This window comes from Janthinobacterium sp. GW460-12-1-14-LB5, from assembly GCF_059423585.1.
The window spans coordinates 82,799-100,350 of sequence record NZ_JBWKYD010000014.1 but is presented as its reverse complement, the minus strand read 5'-3'; the positions used below and the strand labels follow the sequence as shown (position 1 = coordinate 100,350).

Here is a 17,552-nt window from a genome sequence, read left to right as displayed (position 1 = left end):
GAGGATGTCGGATTACGCGCTTGCGCGCTAATCCGACCTACGCGTTATTGAGAATTGACAGTTGTTTAACTGAAATTCAATCCCATGCGCTCCGCCACCGTATGCATGTCCTTGTCGCCACGGCCCGACAGGTTGGCCAGCACGATCTGGTCTTTCGGCAAGGTAGCCGCCAGCTTGGCCGCGTAGGCCAGCGCGTGCGACGACTCCAGGGCCGGAATGATGCCTTCGATATGGCAGCAGTCGTGGAAAGCCTGCAGCGCCTCGTCATCCGTGATCGACACGTATTGCGCGCGGCCCGAATCTTTCAGCCAGGCATGTTCCGGACCGACGCCCGGGTAGTCGAGGCCGGCCGAGACAGAATGCGTCTCGATGATCTGGCCGTTTTCATCCTGCAGCAGATAGGTGCGGTTGCCGTGCAGCACGCCCGGAAAACCGGCCGTCAGCGACGCCGAATGCTTGCCCGTATCGAGTCCTTCGCCGGCCGCTTCCACGCCGATCAGTTTGACGTCTTTCTGGTCGATGTACGGGTAAAAGATGCCCATGGCGTTCGAGCCGCCGCCGATGCAGGCCAGCACGTAGTCGGGCTGGCGGCCCGTCATTTCCGGCATCTGCACCAGGCATTCCTCGCCGATCACGGACTGGAAGTCGCGCACCATCATCGGGTAAGGATGGGGGCCGGCCACGGTGCCGATGATATAAAAGGTGTTTTCGATGTTGGTGACCCAGTCGCGCATGGCTTCGTTCAGCGCGTCCTTGAGGGTCTTCGAGCCCGATTCGACGGGCACGACGGTCGCGCCCAGCAATTTCATGCGGTACACGTTCTGCGCCTGGCGCTTGACGTCTTCGCTGCCCATGTAGACCACGCATTCGAGGCCGAAGCGGGCACAGATGGTGGCCGTGGCCACGCCGTGCTGGCCGGCGCCCGTCTCGGCGATGATGCGCGGCTTGCCCATGCGCTTGGCCAGCAGGGCCTGGCCGATCACGTTGTTGATCTTGTGCGCGCCCGTGTGGTTCAGGTCTTCGCGCTTGAAGTAGATTTGCGCGCCGCCGGCCATCTGGGACCAGCGCTTGGCGTGGTAAATGGGCGACGGGCGGCCGACGAAGTGTTTCAGCTCGTAGCGGAATTCTTCGAGGAATTCCGGATCGACGCTGTAGCGCGCGTAGGCGTCCTTCAGCTCGGCCAGCGCGTGCGTGAGCGTTTCGGCAACGAAAGAGCCGCCGTAGGGGCCAAAGTGGCCGCGCAGGTCGGGAAACGGGTAATCGGTGGCGTGGAACAATGCGGCGGCTGCGCCGGGCGAGTTGGTGTGGTCATTCATGGTGGTTTCCTCTGGCAATGATGGCATCGGCATCCCCCACCGCGGCGATGAACGCGCGGACTCGGGATGCGTCCTTGATGCCCTTGGACGCTTCGACACCACTGCTGATGTCGACGGCGTAAGGGCGCACGCGCACCACTGCGTCAGTCGCGTTTTGTACGCTCAAGCCACCACTTAAAACGACCCGAGGCGCGAGTTCTTCTGGAATGAGGGACCAATCGAATACCTTTCCTGCACCGCCATACGCATCCACATAGGTATCGAGCAAGAGGCTCGAGAACAAGGGACTGGCGGCGCGATAGCGCTGTTCGTATTCTAGCAAATCTTCAAAGCTGGTGTCGGGTTTGACGCGGAACACTTGCGTAAACGGCGTCTGCACGGCGCCAGCCAGCGCGGCGCTGTGTTCGGGCGTCTCGTCGCCGTGAAATTGCAGCAGAGATAAAGGCGCCACGGCCCTGGTGGCCCGCACCTCGTCCACCGTGGCGTTGACGAACAGGCCGACCGCCGTCACGTACGGGGGCATGGCGGCGATCAGGCTGGCGGCCTGCCCAGGCGTGACGTAACGGGGGCTTTTCGGATAAAACACGAAGCCGATGGCGTCGGCGCCCGCCGCCACGACAGCCTGGATGTCTTCGGCGCGGGTCAGACCGCAGATCTTGATGCGTGTGCGTGGCATGCGATTCCTTTATTGATGCAGATCAAAACCAGGGCAAGGCGCTGCTACTGTCTTGCGGCAACTCCCATTTCGGATCGTAATCGATCTGCGCCAGGTACAAGCCGTCCGGCATGAAGGTGGGCGCCGCCGCGTGGCGATCCTTACTTTCCAGCAAATGCCCGAGCCAGTCCGGCTTTTCGCGCCCCGTGCCGATATACACGAGCGAGCCAACCAGGTTGCGCACCATATGATGCAGGAAGGCATTGGCCGTAATCGTAAAAATGACGCAATCGCCGCGCCGCTCGATGCGGATGTCGTGCATCAGCTTGACGGGCGACTTGGCCTGGCATTGCGCGGCGCGGAAGGCCGTGAAATCGTGCCAGCCCAGCAGCGGCTGCACGGCCTGGCGCATCAGTTCCACGTCCAGCGGGCGGAAAAAGAAGCCGGCGCGCCCTTCCACCAGCGGCGAACGGGTAGCGTTGTTATACAACACATAATGATAAGTGCGCGCGCGGGCGCTGAAACGGGCGTGGAAGAAGTCATTGACCGTCGGATCGCCTTCGAGTTCCTTGGCCCAGCGCACGGCGATCGATTTCGGCAGGAAGGCGTTGACGCCGCGCACCCACGCGTGCACATCGCGGTTCAAATCCGTATCGAAATGCACGACTTGCTCGAGCGCATGCACGCCCGTATCCGTGCGGCCGGCGCAGGTGGTGGCCAGGCGCACGCGGGCAAACTGCTCCAGCGCGTTTTCCAGCTGGTCCTGCACCGTTTGCCCGTCTTCCTGCTTCTGGTATCCATGCCAGGCCGTGCCGTCGTACTGCAGGCCCAGGACGATACGCTTGAATGGCGTTACTGTCGTAATATTTTGCATCGAAGCATTATACCGGCGCGCAGGCGGCCCTGCCCTCCGACCTCACAAGCGCCTGAGACGGCGTTCAGGGCAAGGCGCGCGGTCGAAGACAGTACGAATAGTACGGCGAGACCGTGCAACGCTGCCATGGACGTCGTATCAGGTGCTTAGCTCAGCAAAGCTCGCATCGTATTCGCCTTGGCGACCTGCTCTTCGCTGCCACCCTTGATGACCTCATCGATCAGCTCGCGCGCGCCTTCCTTGTCGCCGATTTCCTGGTAAGCGATCGCCAAGTCCAGCTTGGTATCCATTTCCATGTGGATGGCCGACAGCGGGTCGTCCACGCCCACGCTGGCCGCCTTGCCATCGTTGAGGTCCAAGTCGATGCCGGACAGGTCGAATTCCTGTGCTGGCGGTATGGCTTCCGGCAAGGTGGCTGGTGTTTGCGCATCGTCAAACAGGCTGTCGATCGACGGCTCGGCCACCGCGACGGGCGCGGCAGCGGGCGCCACGGGCTCGTCGAGGTCGAAATGGGCCAGGTCCACGTCTTTCAACGGATCAGGCAAAGGCGTCAAACCGGCGCCCACGCCATTGACGGGACCGGCTGGCGGCTCCAGGTCCAGGCCGAAATCCATGCTGGCGTCATACTGCGCATCGTGCGCGGCAGCAACCGGCTTGCTGTCCGGTCCGGGCATGACGATCGGGTCGCTGGTGGAAACGGGCTCGAAATCGAGGCTATCGAGGTCAAAATCGAGGGGATCGCGCACATCGCGGGCCGTCACGGAAGATACCGGCTCGGCCGGCGCCAGGTCTGCCAGCGGCGCAGGCGTCGACAGATCGTCGGGCAAGTCCATGCTCTGGCCATGCACGTCGTCGCCCGCACCCTTGCTCAGGCTGACGACGGCGTCGTCTTCCGTATCGCCATACAGGGGGTTGGCAGGATCGAGCGCCAGGCCCAGGGCGGCCGCCTGCGGCCACTCTTCGCCCTGGCCGCGCGTCAGGCTGTACAGCTCGCTGGCCTGGTCTTCGAACGCGCGCACATCATTGCGGGCCGAATAGATTTCCAGCAGCTTCAAACGGGCCGCATGGCGTTCCGGGTGGATGCGCAAGGCTTCCTTGAGGATATCTTCCGCCTGGCCATCGCGGCCGTAGGCGATATACACGTCGGCTTCGGCAACGGGATCCGTTTCATTGCCTTCAAGCATGCTGGCGCCCGCTGCGGCGGCCACGCCGGCAGCGGCGGCGCCCGTGCCGAACAGGTGGTTGCTCGCCTCGGACTGCTGGTCTTCCGGCGCCAGGCCGGATGGCGGCGTTACCGGCGCTTCCGGCTCGAACACGGGGGCGATATCGTCCTGGGCCGGCGGCGTCTCCTTGCGGCGGCGCGCAATCACCAGCGCGGCCACGGCGGCCAGCAGCGCGGCCAGGCCGATGCCGATGGCGCCCAGGTGGTCGTTGATCTTGTCGGCAAAGGTCGGTTCCAGCGGCGACGGTTTTTTCACCAGCGGCACCGGTTTCGCTTTCGGAACAGGCGGCTGGGCTTCGGCGGGCGCGCTGGCGATGGCGCTGGCCGCTGCACTGGCCGCTGCACTGGCCGACGCGCTGGCAGCGGCCTCGGCCGGTTTGACGGGCGCGGGCGCGCTCTTGTCGGCCATGGCCTTGCTCTTGACCGCCATCAACTTTTCCAGGTCGCTGACGTTCTTTTCCAGCTCCTTGACGCGCGCGGCCGCTTCATCGACCTGTTTCGCCTTGGCGATCTTGTCTTCCTCGCTGGCGACGGCGCTCTTGCCGGCCGACTTGGCCGCCGGCTCCGCCTTCGACAGTTTCAATTTATCTTGCGACTCGCTCACGGCCGTCGGTTTTTCCTGGACCTTGGTCGCGCCGATCTTGCCGGCCGTGCTTTGCGCTGCCTGCGCGGCCTTGGCCGGCTTGCTTTGCGACACCTGGCCCGCCAGCTTGTTGCGGTAGGCTTCGAAATCGATGGCATGCGCCGTCACGATGCCCTTCGCTTCGGCCGCACTGGTGGCGCGCACGGCGTCCGCGCCCGGCACGGCCAGGATGCGCCCGGCCTGCATGCGGTTCATGTTCTCGCCCTTGAAGGCATCGGGATTGGCGCGGTACAGGGCGACGAGCATCATGTCGAGCGAGACGCCCGAAGGCTTCAGTTCGCTGGCGATGCGGCTCAGGGTGTCGCCCGTCTTGACCTTGTATTCGCCCGCCGCCTTTTTCGCCGGCGCGGTCTCCGCCGCAGCGGCGGCCGGCTTGGCCTTGCCTGGTTCGACTGGCGCCGTCACTTGCGCGCCGCGCGTCTGGCGCGCTTCGGGCGTGTCGAGCACGAATGCGTATTCGCGCACCTGGCGCCCGCTCTTGCTGCTCAGTTCCAGCAGCAGGTCGACCATGGGCTCGGCCACGGCTTGCGCCGAGCTGATGCGGATGAAGGACTTGCCGTTGCGGTTTTCCACGGCAAACGTCAGCGCGTTCAGCGCGGGATTGAATTCCACGTTGGCCTGGCGGTAGGCGTCCGGCGGCGCCAGCTTGGCCAGCAGGCTGGCTGCCTCGCCCGGCTTGACGGCCGATAATTCGACCTCGGCGCGCAGCGGCTGGCCGGCGGCGGACAGCACCGTGATCTTGCCCAGCTCGGCTGCGGATACCGCCGGTGACAATAACACCGCACAGGCGACAGCGCTGCTGAGTGTTTTAATGGCAAGGGAGGCGACCCGGGGACGAGTGTGTACAGGCATAGTTGGCGGCATCTTAGTTGACATGGGAAAACTGTTACTTTTCCAGAGGTATCAACATATCATCATGCCCAGAGCTATGCAAGCTCCGCATGGTTGAGCCTTGACGGGCTCGGGACGAAAAAAAAGCCGGGAAAACAGCCCCGGCTTGATCTGCATCAGCAAATTATTGCTGATTTATGGCTGTTACGCGTCGAGCAAAATGCGCAGCATGCGGCGCAGCGGCTCGGCCGCGCCCCACAGCAACTGGTCGCCCACGGTGAAGGCGGACAGGTATTCGCCGCCCATGCTCATCTTGCGCACGCGGCCGACTGGAATCGTCAGGCTGCCCGTGACGGCCGCCGGCGACAGGTCGCGCACGGACGCTTCGCGCGTGTTCGGCACGAATTTCACCCATTGATTGTTGCTGGCGATGATGTCGTTGATTTCATCGAGCGGCACGTCTTTCTTCAGCTTGATGGTCAGCGCCTGCGAATGGCAGCGCATGGCGCCGATGCGCACGCACAGGCCGTCCACAGGAATTTCCTTGGTACCGAAGTCGATGCCGCGGCCGAGGATCTTGTTCGTTTCCGCGCCCGCCTTCCACTCTTCCTTCGACTGGCCATTGCCCAGGTCCTTGTCGATCCACGGGATCAGGTTGCCGGCCAGCGGCGCGCCGAACTGCTTGATTTCATCCGGGGAATAGCCGTGCTGGGTGGCCAGCACCTGGCGGTCGATTTCCAGGATGGCGGACGCCGGGTTTTCCAGCAAGGCCTTGACGGAGCTGTTGATGGTGCCAAATTGCGTCAGCAGTTCGCGCATGTGCTGCGCGCCGCCGCCCGAGGCCGCCTGGTAGGTCATCGACGTCATCCAGTCGATCAGGTCGTGCTGGAACAGGCCGCCCAGGCCCATCATCATGCACGACACGGTGCAATTGCCGCCGATATAGTTCTTGACGCCCTTGCCCAGCGCATCCTTGATGACGTGCAGGTTGACGGGGTCGAGCACGATGACGGCATCCTTTTCCATGCGCAAGGTCGAGGCCGCATCGATCCAGTAACCGTTCCAGCCCGCTGCGCGCAGCTGCGGGAAGACGGCGCTCGTGTAGTCGCCGCCCTGGCAGGAAATGATGATGTCGCACTTGGACAGTTCGGCGATGTTGTTGGCATCCTTGAGGATGGTTTCATTCTTCGCCATGGCCGGCGCCGCGCCGCCCGTGTTCGACGTCGTGAAAAACACCGGTTCGATGTGGGCGAAATCGCCCTCTTCCTGCATGCGCTGCATCAGGACCGAACCGACCATACCGCGCCAACCTACCAAGCCAACTAATTTCATTACCATTCCTCAAGATGAGACGGCGACTGCCGTCATTGAAATATTTTATCCTAATGCCTTGACCACCGCATCGCCCATCGCCTCGGTACCGACCAAAGTGGTGCCCGCTTCGTGGATGTCGGCCGTGCGCAGACCCTGCGCCAGCACTTGCTTGACGGCGCCTTCGATACGGTTTGCCTGCTCTTCGCGGTTCAGCGAATAGCGCAGCATCATGGCGGCCGACAAGATCGTCGCCAGCGGATTGGCGATGCCCTTGCCCGCGATATCGGGCGCCGAACCGTGCGATGGCTCGTACAAGCCCTTGTTGTTGGCGTCCAGCGAAGCGGACGGCAGCATGCCGATCGAACCCGTCAGCATGGCGGCCGCGTCGGACAGAATGTCGCCGAACATGTTGCCGGTCACCATGACATCGAATTTCTTCGGCGCCCGCACCAGTTGCATGGCCGCGTTATCGACGTACATATGATCTAGCGCAACATCGGGGTATTCCTTGTGCACGTCGATGACGATGTCTTTCCAGAACTGGAAGGTTTCCAGCACGTTCGCCTTGTCCACGCTGGTCAGTCTCTTGTCGCGCTTTTGCGCGGCCTGGAACGCCACGTGAGCGATGCGGCGGATTTCGCCTTCCGCATAGCGCATGGTGTCAAAACCTTCGCGCTGGCCCTTGAACGGACCGTCCGGGCACTCGCGCACGCCGCGGGGCTGGCCGAAATAAATGTCGCCCGTCAATTCGCGGATGATCAGAATGTCCAGGCCGGACACCACTTCCGGCTTCAGGGTCGAGGCGCCCGCCAGTTCCGGATACAAGATGGCCGGACGCAGGTTGGCAAACAGGCCCAGGTTCTTGCGCAAGCCCAGAATCGCCTGCTCCGGGCGGAACTGGCGCTCCAGGTTGTCGTACTGGTAGTCGCCCACGGCGCCGAACAGCACGGCATCGGCCGCTTTCGCCAGCGCCAGCGTGCCTTCCGGCAGCGGGTGGCCATGGGCCGCATAGCCGGCGCCGCCCACGGGCGCCGTTTCCAGCTCGAACGATTCGCCCAGCACATTCAAGACCTTGACGGCTTGCGCGACGATTTCAGGACCGATGCCGTCGCCGGGTAAGATTGCAATTTTCATATTTTTATCGATTAGATGACGTTGGCGAGCCACGGTTGAGTGGCGAGGTGGCGCTCTTCGAAGGCGCGGATATCGTCGGCATGGCGCAGGGTCAGGCCGATATCGTCGAGGCCATTCATCAGGCAATATTTGCGGAAGGCGTCGATCTCGAATGGATACGAGACGGAACCATTGCTGGTGCGCACACACTGCTGTTCCAGGTCCACCACCAGCTTGTAGCCGGGGAAGGCCTTGACTTCATTGAACAGGTGCTCGACCTGGCTTTCCGACAGCACGATGGGCAGCAAGCCGTTCTTGTAGCAGTTATTGAAGAAGATATCGGCAAACGAGGGCGCGATGATGGCGCGGAAGCCATACTGGTCCAGCGCCCACGGCGCGTGTTCGCGCGAGGAGCCGCAGCCGAAATTCTTGCGCGTGAGCAAGATCGAGGCGCCCTGGTAGCGCGGCTCGTTGAGCACGAACTCCGGGTTCAGCGGACGGCGGCTGTTGTCCTGGCCCGGTTCGCCATGGTCGAGGTAGCGCCATTCGTCGAACAGGTTGGGGCCGAAGCCGCTGCGGTGGATCGATTTCAGGAATTGCTTCGGGATAATCGCGTCGGTGTCGACGTTGGCGCGGTCCAGCGGGGCCACCAGGCCTTCGTAAATCGTAAATTTATCCATGCTGTTTCTACTCGGTAAGACGCGCGGCGCGAGGCACCGGCACGTCGCGGTTTATTTTCCGCCGGCGCCAGTGACGACCTGGCCGACTTTCTGCACATCGCGGCCGATGCCGGAGACGGTGTTGCAGCCGGACAAGATGACGGTGGCGATGAGGAGGGCGAAGAGTTTTTTCATGATGAGTTCTCGATAAGAAATAAGGGACTGAGACCGCTAGTGTAAACCAGCGGCGCCAGTCCCTGCCGTCATCGCAAAGCCCGCACGTCGACAAAGTGGCCGGCGATGCCCGCCGCCGCCGCCATCGCGGGCGACACCAGGTGCGTGCGTCCGCCCTGCCCTTGCCGGCCCTCAAAGTTGCGGTTCGAGGTCGAGGCGCAGCGTTCGCCCGGTTCCAGGCGGTCCGCATTCATGGCCAGGCACATGGAACAGCCCGGCTCGCGCCACTCGAAGCCGGCATCCTTGAAGATGCGGTCCAGTCCCTCGCGCTCGGCCTGGTCTTTCACCAGGCCGGAACCGGGCACGACCAGCGCCAGGGTGACGTTCGAGGCGCGGTACTTGCCGCGCACCACGGCGGCTGCAGCCCGTAAATCCTCGATGCGCGAATTGGTGCAGGAACCGATGAAGACCTTGTCGATGCGGATGTCTTCGATGGCGGTATTCGGTTTCAGGGCCATGTAGACCAGCGCCTTTTCCATCGCATCGCGCTTGACGCTGTCTTTTTCCTGATCTGGATCAGGCACGCGGCCATCGACGCCTACTACCATTTCAGGCGACGTGCCCCAGGTCACTTGCGGCACGATGTCTTGCGCATTGAGCGTGACGACGAGGTCGAAGCGGGCGCCCGGGTCCGAATGCAGGGTGCGCCAATAGGCCACGGCGCGTTCCCAGTGCGGGCCGGCCGGCGAAAACGGGCGGCCCTTGACGTAATTGATGGTGGTGTCGTCCACGCCGATGATGCCGGCGCGCGCGCCCGCCTCGATGGCCATGTTGCACACCGTCATGCGGCCTTCCATCGACAGGGCGCGGATGGCCGAGCCGCCGAACTCGATACAGTAACCGGTGCCGCCGGCCGTGCCGATCTTGCCGATGATGGCCAGCACGATATCCTTGGCCGTCACGCCGGGCGGCAAGGCGCCGTCGACCTGCACCAGCATGGATTTCGATTTCTTTTGCAGCAAGGTTTGCGTGGCCAGCACGTGTTCCACTTCGGACGTGCCGATGCCGTGCGCCAGCGCGCCGAACGCGCCGTGCGTCGACGTGTGCGAATCGCCGCAGACGACCGTCATGCCGGGCAGGGTCGCGCCCTGCTCAGGCCCGATCACATGCACGATACCCTGACGCTTGTCGTTCATATTGAAGTAGGTCAAGCCATAGTGCCTGGCGTTCTTGTCCAGGGTTTCCACCTGCAGGCGCGAGACCGGATCGGCAATGCCGTCGACGCGGCTGGTGGTGGGCACGTTATGGTCGGCCACGGCCAGATTGGCGGAAATGCGCCACGGCTGGCGGCCCGCCACGCTGAGGCCATCGAAGGCTTGCGGGCTGGTGACTTCGTGCAGCAGGTGCCGGTCGATGTACAGAATTGTCGTGCCATCATCTTCGGCCCGAACAACGTGGGATTCCCAAAGTTTGTCGTAAAGCGTCTTCATCATGATTTATGCAGCGTTGCCACAGCCTGTAGTAAGTGATCAAGTGATACCAGGTCATACGGTGATCCACAAGGATTATGCCATATATTGGGCAACACAGAACCGAAATAGGCAAAAGCGTGGGATTGGCGATACAAAGTTCGGCGACTTTGTTGGATATGAGCTGGAAATTGCCGATATCGGCATATCGGCGACACGGCGGCCCCATCTGCGGACAGGCTGCCGAACGAGCCACGGCGCGACCAGAAAACGATACTTTTTCTTCAATCTTTCGTGTATTGTATTTCGACAATAATGACCGGCGCACCCGCGCCGCCACACCTGGGGACCTCGATGAAACTGCATTTATTGGCGCTGGCCGCGCTGCCCTTGGCCGGCGCCCATGCGGCGGCCGCCACGCCGGGAGAAACCTGCGCGCAGGACTTGCGCGCCATTGCGCCTTTCTTGTTGGAAAACGATACGGGCGCACGCGCCCACCTGGCGCAAAAGGGCCAGGCCTACTTCGACCTGGCGCTGGCCACAGCCGCAACGGCGGCGGCCGGCGCGGCCGACGGCAAGGCGTGCGACGCGATCCTGGAAAACTATGCGGGCATGTGGCGCAAGGGCCATTTGCACGTGAAGCCGGGCAGCGCGCTCGACATCGCCAAACCGGCGCCGGCCCAGCCCGCCGCGGCGGGACAGGCGGCGCCCTCGAAGGAACCGGCGCTGCAGATCTTGTCGGACTCGACCGTGCTCCTGGTCCTGCCCAGCTTCCACGGCCGCTACCGCGCCGCCGTGGCCAGCCTGCTCGAGACCCACCGCGACGCGCTGGCGACACGTCCCAACTGGATCCTCGACGTGCGCCGCAACGGCGGCGGCAGCGACAGCACGTATGCGCCGCTGTTGTCCTGGATCAGTTCCGGCGAAATCGTCAGCATGGGCGCCGAATGGCTGTCCACGCCGGCCAATATCGCGGGCCAGGAGAAAGTCTGCGCGCTGCTGGCGCCCGGCGACCAGGCATGCGCGGCCTTTGCGGCCCAGGCCGTGGCGCAGATGCGTACCGTCCAGGCGGGCCAATACGCGCCGCAGCAAAGCGGCGGCACCATCAGCTATGCGCGCGCGGAGACGCCCGAGCCGCGCCGGCCGGCGCGCGTGGCCGTGCTGGTCGACCGCGACTGCGCCAGTTCCTGCGAAGAATTCCTGCTGGCGGCGCGGCAAAGCTTTCACGTCAAATTGATCGGCCGCAACAGTTACGGCGCGCTCGACTATTCGAATCTGCGCCTGCACATTCTGCCTTCGGGCTTGCGCCACCTGCAATACGCCACCTCGCGCTCGGCCCGGCTGCCGCAGCTGCAGGTGGACCTGGGCGGCATCATGCCCGACATCTACCTGCCGCCGCCAAAGGACGAGGCGGGCCGCGACGATGAGATCGTGCGCGTGCGGCGCTGGCTCGAAGGCGGCACGCTGCGACCGGACGGCGCATAAAAAAAGCCCGCTGCGCAATCTGCGCAGCGGGCTTGATTTTTCAAAGAAAAGCTTATGCCGCCATGCGTACCGTGCCGCGGCAGCCGTCCATCAGGAAGGACAGCCCCACCACCAGCACCAGCTCGCCTTCTGCCGAACGGGCCGTGCCCGTGATGCCTTCCACGGTGATGGCCGTCATCGGCTTGATCACCAGGTCGGCCGTGCCATCGACGGCTGCGACGGCCAGGATATACGGCTGTGGCGCGGCGACAACAATGCCCACGCGCTCGCTGCACGATTCGTAACCCAGCGAGCCGGCCAGCGACCGCACGGGCAATGGACGGCCCTGGTCTTTCAGCACGGGCGCGCCGCCCACTTCCATGAAGGTTTCCGGCAATTCGACGACGCGCTGCACCACGGCCATCGGCAGCGCCAGCGCGGCACCCGAGGTCGATACCAGCATGGTCGGCACGATCGACAGTTCGATCGGCAGGCGGATGGCGAACTTGGTGCCCTTGCCCAGCGTCGACTCGATGTGGATGGCGCCGCGGTTTTTCTCCACGGCAGTTTTCACCACGTCCATGCCCACGCCGCGTCCCGAGACGCTGGATGCCACTTCCTTGGTCGAGAAGCCCGGCAGGAACACCAGCTGGAAACATTCGTCGTTGCTCAATTGCGCGTTTTCGCTGATCAAGCCCTTTTGCTGGGCCTTGCTGCGCAGGAAGACCGGGTCCATGCCCTTGCCGTCATCCTGCAGCACGATCATGACACTGTTGGCTTCCTGCCAGGCTTTCAGCGAAATATACGACTTGGCGGGCTTGCCGGCAGCCAGGCGCGCTTCCGGCGATTCGACGCCATGGTCGAGCGAGTTGCGCAGCATGTGCACGAGCGGATCGTACAGGCTGTCGACCACCACGCGGTCGACTTCCGTCTCCGCGCCTTCGATGGTCAGTTCGACATCCTTGCCCAGATCCTTGGCCAGTTCGCGCACCAGGCGCGGGAATTTCTGGAACAGACGGCCCACGGGCTGCATGCGCGTGGCCAAAGTCGCCCGCTGCAGTTCCGTCGAGTAGCGCGAAGCGCGTTCCAGGGTTTCCGCCAAGGTCGCCATCAGGGTGGCGGCCTGGCCTTCGAATTTGAATTGAAGCAAGCGTTCGAGCAGCACGGCAGCCTGGTTGGCAGCCTGCACGGATTCGCCGGCCACTTCCAGCAGCGCGTCGAGCTTGACGGCGTCGACGCGGATGCTGTCTTCCTTGACGGGCGCGGCATGGCGCACTTCCGGACGCTCTTCGCGCCGTTCCGCGCCATCCCAGGCCTTGGCGGCCGGCTTGGCGGCAGCGGCAGCAGCGGCGGGCGCAGCCGCGGCCACGACGGCAGGGGCAGCGGCGACGGCGGACACCGGCGCGGCAGCGACCCGGCTGCCCTCGGGCACGACGGCGTTATACATGCCTTCCCAGTCCAGGCCATCGGCGCCGGCGGTGGAAACGGCAGCGGCAGCGGCAGGCGCCGCCACCACGGCTTCGGCAACGGGCGCGGCCACTTCCGCCACCACGGCGGCGGCTGGCGCAGGCGCATCCATGCCCTTGCCTTCGATGGCATTCGTCAGGATGTGTTCCAGCTCTTCCGGCATGGCCGGCAAGCTTTCCGGCGCAGAACCATTGGCCAGTTCCGTCAGCTGGTCGGCGACGAAACCGGACGCCTGCAGCGCCGCCTCGATGGCGATCGGCGTCACGGGCGCGGCGCCCGTGCGCAAGGCGTCGAACAGGTTTTCCGTCAGGTGGCAGGCCGCCACCAGCGCGGGCAAGCCCATGAAACCGGCGCCACCCTTGATGGTGTGGAAGGAACGAAACACGGCATTCAGTGTTTCCTTGTTGTCAGGATCACGCTCGAGGCGCAATAAGTGCTCTTCTACATTAACCGCAAGATCCATCGCCTCAACGACGAAATCCTTGAGCATATCGTCCATTAGAATCCCAAATCCGCAAGAAGGTCGTCTACATTATCCTGGTCCAGCGCCACCGACGGCACGGACGGGCCCTGCATCAGCGGCACCGGCTTTTGCGCCAGTTTTTCGCGAACCTCGGCCGGCGCGTTGTCGCGCAACAGCTGGGCCAGCTCGTTTTCCACCGTCTTGGTGATGTTGACCACTTTTTTGATCAGCTGGCCCGTGATGTCCTGGAAGTCCTGCGCCATCATGATTTCCAGCAAGCGGGCTTTTTCCGCTTCCGTCGCCTCGGCAACGGCTTGCGCGAACTGGCGCGAATCGCCGGCCAGGGCCTTGAATTCTTCCAGGCTCAGCTTGCCGTCGAACAGCGCCGTCCAGCGGCCGTCCATGTCCTTGGCCTTCTTCGACAGCACGTCTTGCGCCGGCATGCCTTCGTCGAGCGTGTTCAGGACCTTGTTGGCGGCCTGCTCCGTCAGGGTGGCGACATATTCCAGGCGGTCCTGCGCGTCGACGATCTGCGACGACGCTTCCGTCAACGCCTTGTCGTAGCCCAGTTCGCGCAGCGAATCGTGCAGCAGGCGCACGATGCCGCCCAGGCGCTCGAACATCGGCTTGTCGGACTGGTCGACGGGATCGGCCGCTTCGCCAGGCGCGGCAACTGCCGCGGGCGCCGCTTCCGCGACGGCCGGCTCGGCCGCTGCGGCTGGCGCCGGCACGGCGGCACTGGCCGACACGGAGTCGAACAGGGCGTCAAAATCGTCCTCCGCAATCACGGCGGGAGCGGGCGCGGCGGCAGGTGCGGGCTGAGCCGCTGCCGCACTTTGCGCAGATACTTCATCGAATAATGCATCGAAATCATCAGCGGCGTTGGTCATATCCCTGCTTCTCCATAATTTGTCAAAATTCCGCCTGAACTGTGCGTTTTACAGACTGATACCCACAATGTCTCGATTAAGATGATTTGAGGCAATACCGCTGCGATGGTGCGAGTGTAGCAGGGCGCCGCCCTGTTGGTAAATCTCAAAACGCGCTTCCTGGTGCAAAGCTTGTCCACAAGAGCTTTTCCGTCAGGAAATAAGTGTTCCTGCTGTTGTATTTTGAAATACTACCATTGGCGTGCGTGCAAGACCACGCATGACACAAGAAATCCTGCTCCCGGGCGCCTGCGCAACAGCGCCATACGGACATCGTTGCAGGTAAAACACGATCTTTCTGCCAATGTTGTCTATACTGAAGGTGCAGTTGTATTGATAATTATCAAGTCTTTACATGAATACAATGCTGCCGCCCCGTCTACAATAAGAGGCGTTGCGCGCGCTGAGTCACCGCCAAAGGACCTGCCATGTATAAGAAAATTCTGATCGCCACGGACGGTTCCACCGTCTCCAACTTGACGGCCTGTGCCGGCGTTGCCTTTGCCGAACAGATGCACGCCGATATCCTTGCCGTGTACGTGGCGCCCGAATACCAGTACCCGGTGTACATCGAAATCATTCCACCAAGCTATCCCAGCGAAGAGGAATACCGCATCGCCATGCGCAAGGCGGGCGCCGACCACTGGCAGCCCATCCTCGACGCGGCGGCCAAGCGGGGCCTGCAAGCGACGGGCTTGACGGCCTTTTCCGACAGCCCGGCCCTGAAAATCGTGGAAGTGGCGCAATTGCAGCAATGCGACCTGATCTTCATGGGCTCGCACGGCCGCAGCGGCTGGGGTCAGTTGCTGCTGGGCAGCGTGACCAATAAAGTGCTGTCGCACTCGAAATTGCCGGTGCTCGTGCATCGGCTGATCAAGGAACCCCCGACGAAATAAGGGGTCACATGGCCATGGGGCCGCCGCGGCCTGCACATTAAGAAAAAGGCAAATCCGCGGCCATTTCAGTTAAAATGACAATGTTTCTCGCTTCTCAACAATTGGCCGCCACGAAACGGCCAGAGCAGACTACACGCTTCCAGATTGCCCGCCTATGATACGTATTGTGATTGCCGACGACCACACCATCATGCGTGAAGGATTGAAGCGCATCCTCGACGGCGCACCGGATATCGATATCGTGGGTGAAGCCATCGACGGCTTCGAAGTGCTCAACCACGTGCGCCAGGGCGGCTTCGATCTGTTGCTGCTCGACCTGTCGATGCCGGGCCGCAGCGGTGTCGACCTGATCCGGCAAATCCGCAGCGAAGCACCCAAGCTGGCCATCCTGATCCTCACCATGCACGAGGAAGAACAATATGCGGTGCGCGCCATCCGCGCCGGCGCGCAAGGCTATCTGACCAAGGAAAGCGCGGGCACCCAGCTGGTGGGCGCCATCCACAAGGTGGCGTCGGGCCGTCCCTACATCAGCGCCGAGGTGGCGGAGCAACTCGTGCTCAACATCATGATGCCGAATGAAAGCTTGCTGCATAAACAGTTGTCGGACCGCGAATTCGAAGTCTTTTCCCTGCTGGTGGCAGGCAAGTCAATCACGGAAATCGCCAACAATCTGCACCTGAGCGTCAAGACCGTGAGTACGCACAAGACGCGCATCATGCAAAAGATGGGCATGAGCTCGCTGTCTGAAATGGTCCAGTATGCCGTCGCGCACCGCCTGCTCTCCCCCTTCAAGACCTAAGTCCAACGGCGCGCGCCCGCGCGTCGACTGTAGGAACAATCCTACTTCATCTACCACAGCTCCTACTGCCATATTCAGCCACTGCTGATATTAATTGCATACGGTTGTTGGCATACTGAAACCAGTAATCAAGTTGCTGGGAAGTTATTTCATCACACAGCAAGTCTTCAGCGAATTGAGCATTACCTGCCTGGACGCGCGCCGCCGGCCCTTGCCCGCCCGCCGCCCTGTGCACCCCGTCATTCAACTCTGAACTACCTGTCACCAGGAGATGAACATGCTGTCCACGCAAACGCCTGACACCCGCGCTGCCGCTCCATCGCTGCCCCCTGCCACTCCGATGGAAGCGGGGCGCCAGCGCCAGGGCCGGCTATGGTCGAACCTGAAGGAGGTGTGCGACCTGCTGCATATCTCCAGCGCCTGTACCATCGCCGCCGACGAACTGCTGTTCCAGCACGTGCAATTCAAGACGGGCCAGCGCGTGCACACCATCGGGCAACCATTCGACACCCTGTACATCGTCAACTCAGGCTTCCTGAAAACCGTGCTCATCGACGAATTCGGCAATGAGCAGGTACTCAGCTTCCCCATGAAAGGCGACATGCTGGGCGTCGACGGCATCCACTCGCGCCATTACTCCTCGGAAGCGGTGGCCCTGTCCGACTGCGACCTGATCCTGCTGCCGTTCAAGAAACTCACGGCCCTGGGCAGAGTCCACCTGGAACTGGAAAACGTCATGTATGGCGTGATGAGCCGCGAACTGGTGCGCGAGCAAGCCATGATCGGCATGCTGGGCGCCCTCAGCGCCGAAGCCCGCGTGGCGCGCTTCCTCGTCTCGCTGGCCGACCGCTTCGCGCAGATGGGCTACTCGAGCAAGCTGTTCAACCTGCGCATGACGCGCCACGAAATCGGCAGCTACCTGGGGCTGACCCTGGAAACAGTGAGCCGCACCTTGTCCGCCTTCAATGAAATCGGCCTGATCTCGGTCGATCAGCGCACCATCGGCATCAAGGATCCGGAGGCCCTGAAAACCCTGCGCCGCCTGCCGCCCTCGCGCTCGCGCGCCAAGCAGCTGGCCGCCGCCAAGCTGAAAGCCGATACGGCAGCGGCCGCCGACGCTTCGGCGCAACTGCTGGCCACGATTTAGCGCCACCCGATTCACGCCAACCGATTCCTTCCAGCTTGGCACAGGCTTGACCCGGCCAAGGCGCACCGCCTTGCCGGGTCTTTTTTGCTGTCCGCCCCTTCTGCAGCCCGCTGGCGC

At 62.9% G+C, this 17,552-nt stretch carries 15 protein-coding genes; 4 read left to right on the top strand and 11 right to left on the bottom strand.

Annotated elements, in window-relative coordinates; translation table 11 throughout:
• Positions 1 to 65: 65 nt before the first annotated feature.
• The 9 genes from trpB to leuC all read right to left on the bottom strand — a co-directional run bounded on the left by trpB (position 66) and on the right by leuC (position 10,294).
• The gene (gene trpB, locus AC07X6_RS16050; RefSeq protein WP_230541101.1) at positions 66 to 1,316 is read right to left on the bottom strand and encodes a tryptophan synthase subunit beta; all 1,251 of its coding nucleotides are present in this window, start codon (positions 1,314 to 1,316) and stop codon (positions 66 to 68) included.
• On the bottom strand, positions 1,309 to 1,992 hold the full coding sequence (locus AC07X6_RS16045; protein WP_494791613.1) for a phosphoribosylanthranilate isomerase: 684 nt from the start codon (positions 1,990 to 1,992) through the stop codon (positions 1,309 to 1,311). The genes trpB and AC07X6_RS16045 overlap by 8 nt, the downstream gene beginning before the upstream one ends.
• Before the next feature lie 22 nt (positions 1,993 to 2,014).
• On the bottom strand, positions 2,015 to 2,845 hold the full coding sequence (truA, locus tag AC07X6_RS16040) for a tRNA pseudouridine(38-40) synthase TruA (protein WP_494791612.1): 831 nt from the start codon (positions 2,843 to 2,845) through the stop codon (positions 2,015 to 2,017).
• Positions 2,846 to 2,991: 146 nt separating this feature from the next.
• Complete coding sequence (locus AC07X6_RS16035; protein WP_494791611.1) at positions 2,992 to 5,484, bottom strand: motility hub landmark protein FimV; 2,493 nt, start codon at positions 5,482 to 5,484, stop codon at positions 2,992 to 2,994.
• A 261-nt stretch (positions 5,485 to 5,745) separates the two neighbouring features.
• The gene (gene asd, locus AC07X6_RS16030) at positions 5,746 to 6,873 is read right to left on the bottom strand and encodes an aspartate-semialdehyde dehydrogenase (protein WP_071650193.1); all 1,128 of its coding nucleotides are present in this window, start codon (positions 6,871 to 6,873) and stop codon (positions 5,746 to 5,748) included.
• 45 nt (positions 6,874 to 6,918) lie between these two features.
• Positions 6,919 to 7,989, bottom strand: coding sequence for a 3-isopropylmalate dehydrogenase (gene leuB, locus AC07X6_RS16025; protein WP_230541106.1), 1,071 nt, complete (start codon positions 7,987 to 7,989; stop codon positions 6,919 to 6,921).
• Positions 7,990 to 8,000: 11 nt separating this feature from the next.
• Complete coding sequence (gene leuD / locus AC07X6_RS16020; protein WP_230541107.1) at positions 8,001 to 8,648, bottom strand: 3-isopropylmalate dehydratase small subunit; 648 nt, start codon at positions 8,646 to 8,648, stop codon at positions 8,001 to 8,003.
• Between the two features lie 51 nt (positions 8,649 to 8,699).
• Entirely contained in the window at positions 8,700 to 8,822 is a 123-nt protein-coding gene (locus tag AC07X6_RS16015) for an entericidin A/B family lipoprotein (RefSeq protein ID WP_010400408.1), read from the bottom strand.
• Positions 8,823 to 8,890: 68 nt separating this feature from the next.
• Positions 8,891 to 10,294, bottom strand: coding sequence for a 3-isopropylmalate dehydratase large subunit (gene leuC / locus AC07X6_RS16010; RefSeq protein WP_230541108.1), 1,404 nt, complete (start codon positions 10,292 to 10,294; stop codon positions 8,891 to 8,893).
• A gap of 330 nt (positions 10,295 to 10,624) precedes the next feature.
• Between leuC and AC07X6_RS16005 the strand changes: the two genes are divergently transcribed.
• Complete coding sequence (locus AC07X6_RS16005) at positions 10,625 to 11,755, top strand: S41 family peptidase (RefSeq protein ID WP_494791610.1); 1,131 nt, start codon at positions 10,625 to 10,627, stop codon at positions 11,753 to 11,755.
• Positions 11,756 to 11,807: 52 nt separating this feature from the next.
• Here AC07X6_RS16005 and AC07X6_RS16000 read toward each other — a convergent pair whose 3' ends face one another.
• Entirely contained in the window at positions 11,808 to 13,700 is a 1,893-nt protein-coding gene (locus AC07X6_RS16000; protein ID WP_494791609.1) for a chemotaxis protein CheA, read from the bottom strand.
• A complete protein-coding gene (locus AC07X6_RS15995) occupies positions 13,700 to 14,554 on the bottom strand; it encodes a protein phosphatase CheZ (RefSeq protein WP_230541111.1) in 855 nt (284 codons plus the stop codon). Before AC07X6_RS15995 ends, AC07X6_RS16000 begins: the two co-directional genes overlap by 1 nt.
• A gap of 467 nt (positions 14,555 to 15,021) precedes the next feature.
• On the opposite strand from AC07X6_RS15995, the gene AC07X6_RS15990 reads away from it, so the two are divergent.
• The 3 genes from AC07X6_RS15990 (at position 15,022) to AC07X6_RS15980 (ending at position 17,435) form a co-directional block, all read left to right on the top strand.
• Positions 15,022 to 15,489, top strand: a complete 468-nt coding sequence (locus tag AC07X6_RS15990; RefSeq protein ID WP_230541112.1) for a universal stress protein — start codon at positions 15,022 to 15,024, stop codon at positions 15,487 to 15,489.
• 154 nt (positions 15,490 to 15,643) lie between these two features.
• The gene (locus AC07X6_RS15985) at positions 15,644 to 16,288 is read left to right on the top strand and encodes a response regulator (RefSeq protein ID WP_034750556.1); all 645 of its coding nucleotides are present in this window, start codon (positions 15,644 to 15,646) and stop codon (positions 16,286 to 16,288) included.
• Positions 16,289 to 16,628: 340 nt separating this feature from the next.
• Positions 16,629 to 17,435 carry a Crp/Fnr family transcriptional regulator gene (locus tag AC07X6_RS15980; RefSeq protein ID WP_230541239.1) on the top strand — a complete coding sequence of 269 codons (807 nt, stop codon included), beginning with the start codon at positions 16,629 to 16,631 and terminating at the stop codon, positions 17,433 to 17,435.
• The last annotated feature ends 117 nt before the right edge of the window (positions 17,436 to 17,552 follow it).